Below are 12,926 nucleotides of genomic sequence, written 5' to 3'. Positions count from 1 at the left end.
CGCATGAGCCTCTCCCTCCTCAGCCGTTATGCCTTCTTCGCCGCGTGTGTCGTGTTCACCCTCGCCAGCCTGCCGTTCCTGCACCACGACTGGCTGTGGCCCTTCACCCTGGTCACCGGCCTGCTCAGCCTGCTGGGCCTGTTCGACCTGCTGCAGAGCCGCCATGCGGTGCGGCGCAACTACCCGATTTTGGGCAACATCCGCTACCTGGTGGAGGGCATCCGCCCGGAAATCCGCCAGTACCTGCTCGAATCCGACAGCGATGCGCTGCCCTTCTCCCGCGCCCAGCGCTCGCTGGTGTACTCGCGGGCCAAGAACGAAACCGCCGACAAGCCGTTCGGCACCCTGATCGACGTCTACCAGTCGGGCTTCGAGTTCATCGGCCACTCCATGCGCCCGGCACCGCTCAGCGACCCCGAGAGCTTTCGGGTGATCGTCGGCGGCCCGCAGTGCACCCAGCCCTATTCGGCCTCGGTGTTCAACATCTCGGCCATGAGTTTCGGCTCGCTCAGCGCCAACGCCATTCGCGCCCTCAACCAGGGTGCCAAGCTCGGCAACTTCGCACATGACACCGGCGAGGGCAGCATCAGCCCCTACCACCGCGAACATGGCGGCGACCTGACCTGGGAACTGGGCAGCGGCTACTTCGGCTGCCGCACCTCGGACGGTCGCTTCGACCCCGAGCGCTTCGCGCAGCAGGCCAGCAGCCCGCAGGTGCGCATGATCGAAATCAAGATGAGCCAGGGCGCCAAGCCCGGCCACGGCGGCATCCTGCCCAAGCACAAGGTGACCCAGGAAATCGCCGACACCCGCGGCATCATGATGGGCGAAGACTGCATCTCGCCGTCGCGCCACAGCGCATTCTCCACCCCCATCGAGCTGATGCAGTTCATTGCCCAGCTGCGCGAGCTGTCCGGCGGCAAGCCGGTCGGCTTCAAGTTCTGCCTGGGCCACCCGTGGGAGTTCATGGGCATTGCCAAGGCCATGCTCGAGACCGGCATCCTGCCCGACTTCATCGTGGTCGACGGCAAGGAAGGCGGCACCGGCGCCGCGCCGGTGGAGTTCACCGACCACATCGGCGTGCCGCTGCGCGAAGGGCTGCTGTTCGTGCACAACACCCTGGTGGGGCTGAACCTGCGCGACAAGATCAAGCTGGGCGCCAGCGGCAAGATCGTCAGTGCGTTCGATATCGCCAGCGTGCTGGCCATCGGTGCCGACTGGGCCAACTCGGCGCGCGGCTTCATGTTCGCCATCGGCTGCATCCAGTCGCAAAGCTGCCATACCAACAAGTGCCCGACCGGCGTGGCCACCCAGGACGGCCTGCGCCAGCGGGCGCTGGTGGTACCGGACAAGGCGCAGCGGGTGTTCAGCTTCCACCGCAACACGCTCAAGGCGCTGGCCGAGATGCTCGCCGCCGCCGGGCTGGATCACCCCTCGCAGCTGGAGGCCAAGCACCTGGTGCGGCGCATGTCGGCCACCGAGATCAAGCTGTTCTCGCAGCTGCACGTGTTCCTCAAGCCGGGTGAACTGCTTACCGGCGAGGTGAACGGCGAGTTCTACTCGCGGATGTGGCAGATGGCGCGGGCAGACAGTTTCGAGCCCAACGCCGAAGCGGCGTAACGACGTCGCCGACTCCTCACCTGCAGGAGCCGGCATTGCCGGCAAAGGGGCGGTACAGCCACACAAAAACCCCGGCCTGGGCCGGGGTTATGTACATCAGGATGCGCTGGATGCCGCCACTGCTTCACTGTCGCCCTTGGGCGCCAGCTTGAACACGTGGTACAGCACCGTCAGCATTACCAGGAACGCCGGGCCGATGAACAGCGCCACGCGGGTTTCCTCGAAGTAGGCCATCAGGCCGACCACTAGGATCAGGAACGCCAGGGCCAGGTAGGAACTCAGCGGCCACAGCCACATGCGGTACTTGAGCGCGGCCCGTTCGGCCTGGCTCAGCCCGGCGCGAAAGCGCAGTTGCGCCAGCAGGATCATCACCCAGGTCCAGATCGCGCCGAAGGTGGCGATCGAGGTCACCCACACGAAGACCTTTTCAGGTACCAGGTAGTTGGCCAGCACGCCCAACAGCAGCGCGCCGATCGACAGCAGCAGTGCATTGCGCGGCACGCCGTTGCGCGAGGTGCGCGCAAAGCTGGCCGGCGCCTGGCCGTTCTGCGCCAGGCTGTAGAGCATGCGCCCGGTACTGAAGATACCGCCGTTGCACGACGACAGCGCCGCGGTGATCACCACGAAGTTGATGATGCCGGCTGCGGTCTTGATGCCCAGGCGCTCGAAGGTCATCACGAACGGGCTGCCCTGGCTGCCGATCTCGTTCCACGGGTACAGCGACAGGATCACGAACAGCGCGCCGACGTAGAACAGCAGGATGCGCCAGAACACCGAGCCGATGGCCTGCGGGATGGTCTTTTGCGGGTTGCGCGCTTCACCGGCGGTAAGGCCGATCATCTCCACGCCCAGGTAGGCGAACATCACCATCTGCAGCGACATCAGCACGCCGGTCACGCCGTTGGGCATGAAGCCGCCGTGACTCCACAGGTTGGAGATGCCCAGCGCCACACCGTCGTTGCCGAAGCCGAAGGCGATCACGCCGATGCCGCCCAGCACCATGGCGATGATGGTCACGATCTTGATCAGGGCGAACCAGAACTCGAACTCGCCGAAGGCCTTCACCGCCACCAGGTTGATCGCGCCCATGCTGCCCAGCGCCGCCAGGGCCCAGATCCAGCGCGGTACGTCCGGAAACCAGATGCCCATGTAGATGGCCACCGCGGTGATCTCGGCGACACAGGTCACCAGCCACAGGAACCAGTAGTTCCAGCCGGTCAGAAAGCCCGCCAGCGGGCCCAGGTAGTCTTGTGCGTAGCGGCTGAAGGACCCGGCCACCGGGTTGTGCACGGCCATCTCGCCCAGCGCGCGCATGATCACCAGGATCGCCAGGCCGCCGATGATGTAGGACAGCATGATCGCCGGCCCGGCCATTTCGATGGCCTTGGCCGAACCGAGGAACAGCCCGACACCGATACAGGCGCCCAGCGCCATCAGGCGAATGTGACGTTCGCCGAGTTCCCGCTTGAGTGGGCCGCCCTGGGCGGTCTCACCATGAGAAGGGTGGTTGCCGACTGGCATAGGAATACAACCTCATTTTGTTATTGGATATAACCCTTCGTGCAGGCTGTACAGCGCCGATAGGCTGCTGTTTCGCCGCGCCGGGCTCACCTTGTGGGCAAGCACGTCGACCGGTGCGCGGAGCACCGGCCGAGCGAAAGGGGCGAGCAGTATAGGAAGGCCGCTACAGGGCTTTTCACTATATAAACCCCGATATTTGGCGAGAACTCTCGGCAATTACCGCTTATTCGGAGTGGCATTACCCGCGCTTGGCCGTGCGGGTGTCAACCGGGCGGCTAACATAGCACCAAAACGGGGCAACACAACCTTGCACCAAAGGCGCATGTTCGCGCCGTGATTGGCGAACCTGCCGCTGGCAACCCACAAATTTTTCATCAATTGCGACCAGCGTCTAAGCTTCAGGCAAGCGAGACGAACATACGCAGCCGGGCTGAACACTATGGGCGCACAGTGGCAAACGGAACCAGACAAGACGCAGGCTGCCGCAGAACAACCGGATACTCCCGCATTGCCCAAACGTCCCCGCCGGCGCTATGGCTGGTGGCTGTTCGGCCTGCTGGTGCTGGGGGCCCTGGTACTGCTGGGCCTGGCGATCGCCCGTGAAATGCACACCTCGCGCCTGCAGGCGCGCGAGTTCAGCCAGTTCGCCGCCACCCTGAGCTATTCGATGCACAAGGGCCCCAGCGATGCCGTCATCTACCCGGGCGAAGGCCCGTTCGACAAGCGCCTGGGCTACAGCGCGCTGGGCGAGTTTCTGCCGCGGCTGTTCAAGCGCGATTACGTGATCGTCGAGCAGGCGCGTTTTTCGCCGGCGCTGATGAACTATGTGCAGCACGGGTTCTTCGTGCCCTATGCCGAGAAGATCCAGGCCGGCCTGTCGATCACCGACTGCAAGGGCGACGCGCTGTACCAGTTCCATTACCCGCAGCACCTGTACCCGGATTTCGCCTCGATCCCGCCGGTGATCGTGCACAGCCTGCTGTTCATCGAGAACCGCGACCTGCTCGACCCCGCCGATCCGCGCAGCAACCCGGCGGTGGACTGGCCGCGCTTCGCCATGGCCGCCTACAGTCAGGTCGCCAAGCACCTGGCCCTGCCCGGCCAGTCGGCCGGCGGCAGCACGCTGGCCACGCAGCTGGAAAAATACCGCCACTCCCCCGATGGCCTCACGGTGTCGGGCAGCGAGAAACTGCGCCAGATGATTTCGGCCAGCGTGCGCGCCTACCAGGACGGGCCGCAGACCCTGGGCGCACGCCAGCGCATCGTGCGCGACTACCTCAACAGCGTGCCGCTGTCGGCGGTGCCCGGCCACGGCGAAGTGCACGGCATGGCCGAGGGCCTGCGGGTGTGGTACGGCGCCGACTTTGCCGAGGTCAACAAGACCCTGGCCAGTACCGACAGCGACCCGGCCAGCCTGACCGCACGTGGCCTGGCGCTGCGCCAGGTGCTGTCGCTGATGATCGCCCAGCGTCGCCCGTCGCACTTTCTGTCCAAGGGTCGTAACGAACTGGCCACCCTCACCGACAGCCACGTGCGCCTGCTGGCCGCCAACAACATCATCGACCGCCCGCTGGCCGATGCCGCGCTGGCAAGCAAGGTGGTGTTTCGCGACTGGGTGGCGCAGCCGACCATCGTGCCCATCGTCACCAACAAGGGCATCAGCGTGGCCCGCAGCCGCTTGTCGTCGGCGCTGGGGCGCCCGCTGTACGACCTGGACCGCCTCGACCTGTCGGCCACCAGCACGCTGCAGGCCGACCTGCAGGGGCAGGTCAGCGAGTACCTCAAGAGCCTCGCCGACCCGGCCTTTGCGGCGCAGATGGGGCTGATTGGCGAACGCCTGCTGACCCCCACCAGCACCACCCAGGTGCGCTACAGCTTCACCCTGCTGGAACGCACCGCCGACGGCTCGCGGGTACGGGTACAGACCGACAGCACCGACCAGCCGTTCGACATCAACGAGGGCAGCAAGCTTGAGCTGGGCTCCACCGCCAAGTTGCGGGTGCTGACCCAGTACCTGGAAATCATCGCCGAGCTGCACGACAAGTACGTCGACATGACCCCGGCCCAGTTGAGCAAGGTGGAGGTGGCCGACACCGACTTCATCAGCCGCTGGGCCCTGGATTACCTGGCCCGCAACAAGGACCGCAACATCACCGCGATGCTCGACGCGGCGCTGGAGCGCAAGTATTCGGCCAGCCCCGGCGAAGCCTTTTTCACCGGCGGCGGCATGCATGTGTTCAACAACTTTCGCCGCGAGGACAACGGCCGCATGCCGACCCTCAAGGATGCCCTGCGCGAGTCGATCAACCTGCCCTTCATTCGCCTGATGCGCGACCTGGTGCGCTACAGCACCTATTCGGCACCGGGCAACAGCGGCAAGTTGCTCAAGGACGATGCCGAGCCGCGGCGCCAGGAGTACCTTGCCCGCTTCGCCGACCGCGAGGGCACCGACTTCATGCGCCGGTTCTGGAAGAAGTACCAGCGCAAGACCTCCCAGGAACGCCTGGACACCTTTCTCGACAGCCTGCGGGTCACGCCGATCCGCCTGGCCGCCGTGCACCGTTACCTGTTCCCCGAGGCCGACCAGGCCACCTTCAACGCCTTCGTGCGCGCGCACATGAAGGCCGAGCCAGGGGCGGCCAAGCGGCCACCACTGAAAAAGGACCAACTGACCGACCAGCGTCTGGAAGGCCTGTATGCCGCCTACGGCCCGGGCACCTACGACCTGCCCGACCAGGGCTACATCGCCCGGGTGCACCCGCTGGACCTGTGGCTGCTGGGCTACCTGCTGAAGAACCCCACCGCAAGCTTTCAGGACGCGGTGCTGGCCAGCCATTTCGAACGCCAGGAAGTCTACAGCTGGCTGTTCAAGAGCCGGCACAAGGGCGCCCGTGACAGCCGTATCCGTACCATGGTCGAGATCGAGGCGTTCCTCGACATTCACCAGCGCTGGAAGCGCGTGGGCTACCCGTTCGATCACCTGGTGCCATCGCTGGCCACCGCCATCGGCAGCTCGGGCGACCGCCCGGCGGCGCTGGCCGAGCTGGTGGGCATCATCCAGAACGACGGCGTGCGCCTGCCGGTGCTGCGTATCGACACCCTGCACTTCGCCGCCGACACGCCCTATGAACTGCGCCTGGCCGGTGACCCGGACCGGGGCCAGCGGGTGCTGTCGGTGGAAGTGGCGCGGGCCCTGCGCGGGGCCATGTCGCAGGTGGTGGACGCCGGTACGGCGCGACGGGTGTCGGGGAGTTTCAAGCTGCCCGACGGCACCCTGCTGACCATGGGCGGCAAGACCGGCACCGGGGACAACCGCATCGAGAGCTTCGGTGCTGGCGGGCGGCTGATCGGTTCGCGTTCGTTGAACCGCACCGCGACGTTCGTGTTCTTTCTGGGCGACAACCATTTCGGCACCTTGACGGCGTTCGTGCCGGGGCGCGCGGCCGAGGCATTCAAGTTCACCTCGGCGTTGCCGGTGCAGGTGCTCAAGGGCATGGCGCCGATACTGCTGCCATACCTGCAGCCGGGGGGCAACACGTTGTGCACGCCGCCGCTGGTGGCAACGCAAGACCTTTCGAAGCCCTGACGCCATTCGCCCGCCTGCAGCAACCACACGCTTGCGTGCAGGAGCCGGCCCTGCCGGTGAAACAGATCAGCGCCAAATGCGAAAAATAATCATCTCCATGTCTTGCGTTAAGATATATCTTGAGTAATATCTTTAGATACATCGCAACGCAGACAGGAGACAGTCCATGCGTGACCATCACCCACCCCACCGCGACAGCGGCGAGCGCCATGACGGCTTCGAGCGCCGGCACGGCCGTGAACGCGGCGACCGTGGCCCCCGCGTGTTCGCCCCCGGCGATCTCAAGTTGCTGCTGCTGGCCATGCTTTCGGAAAAGCCCGGGCACGGCTACGACCTGATCCGCCAGATCGAGGCCGAGTTCGACGGCGGCTACAGCCCCAGCCCCGGCGTGATCTACCCGACCCTGACCTTTCTCGAAGAGAGCGAGCTGATCAGCGGCGAAGTCCACGGCAGCAAGAAGCTCTACAGCGTCACCGACGCCGGGCGCCAGTCGCTGGTCGACCAGGCCATCGCCCTGGACGGCGTGCGCACGCGCATCGAGGTGAGCAAGCGCTCGATGCGCGTGCACGACCGTCCGCCGGAAATCCACGAAGCCGTCCACAACCTGCGCCATGCCCTGCAGATCCATGCCGGGCGCTGGAACCCCGCAGAGATCGAGCGGGTACGCACCCTGCTCAACGACACCGCAAAAGCCATCGTTGCCGGCCCGGCAACCCCCACCCAGGAGACTTCCGAATGACGGACAGCCCCAACCTTTCAATCCATCGCGTCAACCACGAGATCAAGCGCCGCCGCCTCGAGGTACTGCGCGTGACCGAGCTGACCCCGCGCATGCGCCGCATCACCCTCGGCGGCGCCGAGCTGCAGGGCTTTCTCAGCGTCGGCAGCGACGACCACGTCAAACTCATGTTCGCCTGCTCCCCCGAAGAACAGGTGGCCCTGGACAACCCCGGCGCCACCGACGTGCGACCGACCATGCGCGAGTACACCCCGCGGCGCATCGACCTGGCCGCCGGCGAGCTGGACCTGGACTTCGTGCTGCACGGCGATGGCCCCGCCTCCACCTGGGCGGCCCAGGCCGAACCCGGCCATTACCTGCATATCGCCGGGCCACGCGCCTCGCTGGTGGTGCCGGACATCTTCGACAGCTACCTGCTGGTGGGCGATGAAACCGCCATCCCGGCCATCGGCCGCCGGCTCGAAGAGTTGCCAGCCGGACGCAAGGTGCTGGCGGTGATCGAAATCGAGGACGACCAGGAACGCCAGCCACTGCCCAGCGCGGCGCAGGTCGAGGTGATCTGGGTACGGCGCCACCAGCAGGACGTGCTGCAGGTGTTGCGTGACCTGAGCCTGCCGTCGGGCACGCTGTACGCCTGGGTTGCCCTGGAAAAGGCGCTGACGCGCAAGGCCAAGAGCCTGCTGCTGGAAGAGAAAGGCGTGAACGAGGCGTACCTCAAGGCGGCCGCCTACTGGCGACTGGACCCCAACGACGAGGAATAAGCGTCGACCTTCAGGGTTGCGCCTGGGCCCGTGCCAGGCGCCTGCCCTGCCAGCGGTCGAGGACGATCAGCAGCACGCCGACCAGAATGAAGCCCCCCAGCATGGCCAGCGCATTGAGCAGCACCTGCGCATAGCCCAGGCTCGCCACATCGACGAACGGGTACGGATAGAAACCGATACCGTGACCGCGCGCCAGCACATACGCAAAGTACCCCAGCGGGTATACCAGCCAGCCCAGCAGGTGCGTGAAACGCAACTGCCCCTTGGGCACGCACCACCACCAGTACAGCGCATAGGCCGCCGGCATCACGTCGTGCAGCAGCTCATCGGCCAGCCACTGCCAGCCCTGCGGTTGCCACAGGTGACGCAGCAACAGGCTGTAGGCCAGCGCCACGAACACGATGCTCACCGCCACCCCGGAACTCACCCAGGGCGACAGCCACCAGCGCCGCGCCGCCGATTCACGGCCAAAGGCCGCCTGGGTCAGCACCGTGGCCACCAGGGTATTGCTCAACACCGTGAAATAACCGAACAGATTCACCAGCCCGCCCAGCAGGCTGGCCTGATCCTGCCAGCGCGCCAGCAGCACCAGATACAGCTGGATGGTCAACGCCGCCCAGCCAAGGCCCGCCAGCAGGCCGATGCCCATGCGACGGTCAGCCACCGGCATCGGCTCAGCGACCGCGTTGCAGCTTCAGGTACAGGCGCTCGACCTTTTCCCGCGCCCAGGGCGTCTTGCGCAGGAAGGTCAGGCTCGACTTGATGCTCGGGTCACTCTTGAAGCAGCGGATATCGATGCGCTGCGCCAGCCCTTCCCATTGGTAGTGCGCCACCAGCGCGGTGAGGATCTGTTCCAGTGTCACGCCATGCAGCGGGTTGTTGTCAGCGGCAGTCATGCCTGTGCTCCAGCCAAACGAAGGTGCGCACCTTAGCCCAGGTGCGGCGGCGCGTCAGCACCTGGTGCGGCCTTTCTCGATCAAGGGCACCTGAGGTGATTCTAGTGACCGCGAAGGCTCTGGACAGCACCTTGGCATTTATTGTTTTACGGTAATGTTATATTGTAACCAAAACGATAACTGCCAAGGACCCCACCATGCGTCACCTGCCGCTCCACCTCTCCCCCCTTGCCGCCGCACTGTGGCTGGCCTCGCTGCCCAGCCACGCGGTTGAACTGCAACCCCAGGTCATCACAGCCAACCCGTTGGGCACCCCGCTGGCAGCCCCCAGCAGCGTGCTCGAAGGCGACACATTGACCCTGCAGCAAAAGGGCAGCCTGGGCGAAACCCTGAACACCCAGCCCGGCGTCGCCTCCACCTGGTTCGGCCCGGGCGCCAGCCGCCCGGTGATCCGCGGCCTGGACGGCGACCGGATCCGTATCCTGCGCAACGGCGTGGGTGCACTGGATGCCTCTTCGCTGTCGTACGACCACGCCGTGCCACTGGACCCGGTGAACGTCGAGCGCGTCGAGATCGTGCGCGGCCCGGCCGCCCTGCTCTACGGTGGCAATGCCATCGGCGGGGTAGTCAACACCTTCGACAACCGCATCCCCGACGCGCCGGTGCAAGGCATTCATGGTGCCGGCGAGCTGCGCTACGGGGGCGCCGACACCACCCGCAGCAGTGCGGGCAAGCTGGAAGCCGGCGATGGCCGCTTCGCCCTGCACCTGGACGCCAACAGCCGCCAGTTCAACGATTTGCGCATCCCCGGCTACGCCCGCAGTTCGAAGGTGCGCGATGCCGACGAACCCGGCGGCAAGCATCGCCTGGAAAACAGCGACGGGCGCCAGGACGGTGGTGCCGTCGGCGGTTCGTACAACTGGGAACACGGTTACGCGGGCCTGTCCTACAGCCGCTACGATGCCAACTACGGTTCGGTGGCCGAGCCCGGCGTGCGTCTGGCCATGGAACAGGACCACTATGCCTTTGCCTCCGAACTGCACGACCTCGACGGCCCGTTCAGCTCGCTCAAGTTCGACGCCGGCTACACCGACTACAAGCATCAGGAGCTGGAAGGCGGCGAGGTGCATACCAACTTCAAGAACAAGGGCTACGAGGCCCGCGTCGAGGCCCGACACCAGCCGCTGGGGCCGGTGGAAGGCGTGATCGGCGCCCAGGTCACCCGCAACGAGTTCTCGGCGCTCGGCGAAGAAGCCTTCGTGCCGCAGACCGATACCGACAGCCTGGCGCTGTTCGTGCTCGAACAGTGGAAGGCAACCGACCGCCTCGACCTGAGCCTGGGCGCACGCCTGGAGCACACCCGGGTCGACCCCGACAGCCAGGGCAGCGAACGTTTCGCCCAGGCCGACAGCGCCAGCAGCTTCACCGCCGCCAGCCTGTCCTCGGGTGCGGTGTACCAGTTGACCCCGGTGTGGTCGCTGGCCGCCAGCCTGGGCTACACCGAACGTGCACCGACCTTCTACGAGCTGTATGCCAATGGCGCTCACGTCGCCACCGGCACCTACGAGGTGGGCGACCCGGGGCTTTCGAAGGAGAAGGCGATCTCCAGCGACCTGGCCCTGCGCTTCGACAACGGCACGCACAAGGGCAGCGTGGGCGTGTTCTACAGCCATTTCCGCAACTACATCGGCCTGCTGGCCAGCGGCAACCTGCGCGAAGGGCATGATCACGATCACGGGGATGACGATCACGATCACGACCATGATCACGAGCATGGCGACGTGCCCGAATACCTCTATCACGGCGTGCGCGCCCGCTTCTACGGCATCGAAGCCCAGGACCGCTGGCAACTGCTGGAAAACGCCTACGGCAGCTTCGCCCTGGAACTGTCTGGCGACTACACCCGCGCCAAGAACCTGGATACCGGCGAAGACCTGCCTCGCATTGCCCCGCTGCGCCTGAACAGCGGCCTGACCTGGAACCTTGAACGCTGGCAGGCACGGGTCGACGTGCAGCATGCCAGCAGCCAGCATCGCAAGCCGGCCAATGAAACCAGCACCGACGGCTACACCACCCTGGGGGCCAGCGTGGGCTATCGCTTCGAGATCGGCCAGAGTGAATGGCTGGCCTTCGTGCGCGGCGAAAACCTCACCGATCAGACCGTACGCTATGCCAGTTCGATCCTGCGCGACATCGCCCCAGCGCCGGGTCGCAGCGTCCAGGTAGGCCTGCGAACTACCTTCTGAACCCACACCGTTGCCGGATTGTTACCCATCCGGCAACGGTCACTCTTGCTGATCCGGCTTTTTTTCCGGCACGTTCGCCTATATCCTCCCCGCCTCAAGCTGAACCGCTTCACCTATTCCTGATACTGCCTTGCCCTCGACGATGCCTGCATCTCGGGCAATTTGCCGTTCTTCCAACAATCAAAAGACAGCGCTATCTCATGCATCAGTTCCATCATCTGCCCCCCGCCGCCGCGACCTTGCTGGCAGGCCTGGCCGCCAGCACCCTGGCCTGCAGCCTGCAGGCCGCCCCCCTCTTCGACGGCGACTCGCCCTGGATGCTCGGCGACTGGGGCGGCACACGCTCGGCGCTGGCCGAGCGCGGCTACGACTTCACTCTGGGCTACACCGGGGAGATGGGCAGCAACCTGCACGGTGGCCACGACCACAGCAACACCGCCCGCTACAGCGACCAGTTCAGCCTGGGCAGCCACCTGGACCTGCAGAAGATCCTCGGCTGGCAGGGCGCCGAATTCCAGTTGACCGTGACCGAGCGCCACGGCAACAACATCAGCAACGATCGCATCAACGATCCGCGGGTGGGCGGCTTCACCTCGGCCCAGGAAGTCTGGGGCCGTGGCCAGACCTGGCGGCTGACCCAGATGTGGTTCAAGCAGACGTACCTGGACGGCGACCTCGACGTGAAGGTCGGGCGCTTCGGCCAGGGCGAGGACTTCAACAGCTTCCCCTGCGACTTCCAGAACCTGGCCTTCTGCGGCTCGCAGGTGGGCAACTGGGCCGGCAGCATCTGGTACAACTGGCCGGTGAGCCAGTGGGCCCTGCGCGTCAAGTACCACCTTACGCCGGAACTCTACGCCCAGGTCGGTGCCTACGAACAGAACCCCTCCAACCTCGAGCGCCAGAACGGCTTCAAGCTCAGCGGCAGCGGCACCCAGGGCGCAGTACTGCCGGTGGAACTGGTGTGGACGCCGGCCATCGACGGCCTCAAAGGGGAATATCGCGCCGGTTACTACTACAGTAGTGCCAAGGCACAAGATGTTTACAAGGACGGCAACGGCCAACCGGCAGCCCTCAGTGGCCAGGACTATCGCAGCAGCTCGAGCAAGCACGGGTTCTGGCTGGGGGCACAGCAGCAGGTGACGTCGTTGGCCAGCGATCACTCACGTGGCCTGAGCGTTTTTGCCAATGCCACGCTGCACGACAAGAAGACCAATGCCATCGACAACTATGTTCAGGCAGGTGTGGTTTACAAAGGGCTGTTCGATGCCCGCGCCAAGGACGACATCGGCTTCGCCCTCGCTCGCGTGCACGTCAACCCGGCCTATCGCAGGAACGCCGAGGCCCGCAACCGCGCCAATGCCCTCTTCGACTACGACAACCCCGCCTTCCTGCCCGTCCAGGACACCGAGTACAGCGCCGAGCTGTATTACGGCATCCACCTGGCCCAGTGGCTGACCGTGCGCCCGAACCTGCAGTACATCCGCCACCCGGGCGGGGTCGGGCACGTGGACGACGCGCTGATCGGCGGCCTCAAGATCCAGAGCAGCTTCTGAACGG

General features: G+C 65.5%; 9 protein-coding genes. 6 read left to right on the top strand and 3 right to left on the bottom strand.

Features of this window, described 5'->3' with window-relative positions; all coding sequences use genetic code 11:
- Positions 1-3 precede the first annotated feature (3 nt).
- Positions 4-1,620 (top strand): FMN-binding glutamate synthase family protein, encoded by a 1,617-nt coding sequence (locus ACPRTJ_RS16255; RefSeq protein WP_054914757.1) that lies wholly within the window; start codon positions 4-6, stop codon positions 1,618-1,620.
- A 96-nt stretch (positions 1,621-1,716) separates the two neighbouring features.
- On the opposite strand, the gene ACPRTJ_RS16250 is transcribed toward ACPRTJ_RS16255, so the two are convergent.
- Entirely contained in the window at positions 1,717-3,141 is a 1,425-nt protein-coding gene (locus ACPRTJ_RS16250; RefSeq protein ID WP_043862000.1) for an amino acid permease, read from the bottom strand.
- A 439-nt stretch (positions 3,142-3,580) separates the two neighbouring features.
- On the opposite strand from ACPRTJ_RS16250, the gene ACPRTJ_RS16245 reads away from it, so the two are divergent.
- The 3 genes from ACPRTJ_RS16245 to ACPRTJ_RS16235 all read left to right on the top strand — a co-directional run bounded on the left by ACPRTJ_RS16245 (position 3,581) and on the right by ACPRTJ_RS16235 (position 8,227).
- Positions 3,581-6,727 carry a transglycosylase domain-containing protein gene (locus tag ACPRTJ_RS16245; RefSeq protein WP_123752805.1) on the top strand — a complete coding sequence of 1,049 codons (3,147 nt, stop codon included), beginning with the start codon at positions 3,581-3,583 and terminating at the stop codon, positions 6,725-6,727.
- A 166-nt stretch (positions 6,728-6,893) separates the two neighbouring features.
- Entirely contained in the window at positions 6,894-7,466 is a 573-nt protein-coding gene (locus ACPRTJ_RS16240; RefSeq protein ID WP_054914759.1) for a PadR family transcriptional regulator, read from the top strand.
- Positions 7,463-8,227 carry a siderophore-interacting protein gene (locus tag ACPRTJ_RS16235; RefSeq protein ID WP_043862003.1) on the top strand — a complete coding sequence of 255 codons (765 nt, stop codon included), beginning with the start codon at positions 7,463-7,465 and terminating at the stop codon, positions 8,225-8,227. The genes ACPRTJ_RS16240 and ACPRTJ_RS16235 overlap by 4 nt, the downstream gene beginning before the upstream one ends.
- Positions 8,228-8,237: 10 nt before the next feature.
- Here ACPRTJ_RS16235 and ACPRTJ_RS16230 read toward each other — a convergent pair whose 3' ends face one another.
- Both ACPRTJ_RS16230 and ACPRTJ_RS16225 read right to left on the bottom strand, forming a co-directional pair.
- The gene (locus ACPRTJ_RS16230) at positions 8,238-8,876 is read right to left on the bottom strand and encodes a Pr6Pr family membrane protein (RefSeq protein ID WP_411269350.1); all 639 of its coding nucleotides are present in this window, start codon (positions 8,874-8,876) and stop codon (positions 8,238-8,240) included.
- 25 nt (positions 8,877-8,901) lie between these two features.
- Positions 8,902-9,123 carry a VF530 family DNA-binding protein gene (locus ACPRTJ_RS16225; protein WP_043862005.1) on the bottom strand — a complete coding sequence of 74 codons (222 nt, stop codon included), beginning with the start codon at positions 9,121-9,123 and terminating at the stop codon, positions 8,902-8,904.
- Between the two features lie 197 nt (positions 9,124-9,320).
- Between ACPRTJ_RS16225 and ACPRTJ_RS16220 the strand changes: the two genes are divergently transcribed.
- Together ACPRTJ_RS16220 and ACPRTJ_RS16215 are read left to right on the top strand one after the other, a co-directional pair.
- Positions 9,321-11,369, top strand: a complete 2,049-nt coding sequence (locus tag ACPRTJ_RS16220) for a TonB-dependent receptor (protein ID WP_426427119.1) — start codon at positions 9,321-9,323, stop codon at positions 11,367-11,369.
- A 200-nt stretch (positions 11,370-11,569) separates the two neighbouring features.
- Entirely contained in the window at positions 11,570-12,922 is a 1,353-nt protein-coding gene (locus ACPRTJ_RS16215) for a carbohydrate porin (protein ID WP_058540955.1), read from the top strand.
- Positions 12,923-12,926: the final 4 nt, after the last annotated feature.

Origin of the sequence: Pseudomonas palmensis (assembly GCF_049942755.1) — a bacterium.
GTDB classification, from domain to species: Bacteria; Pseudomonadota; Gammaproteobacteria; order Pseudomonadales; family Pseudomonadaceae; genus Aquipseudomonas; species Aquipseudomonas palmensis.
The sequence above is the reverse complement of the archived record's forward strand: the minus strand, read 5'-3'. Positions and strand labels throughout refer to the sequence as shown.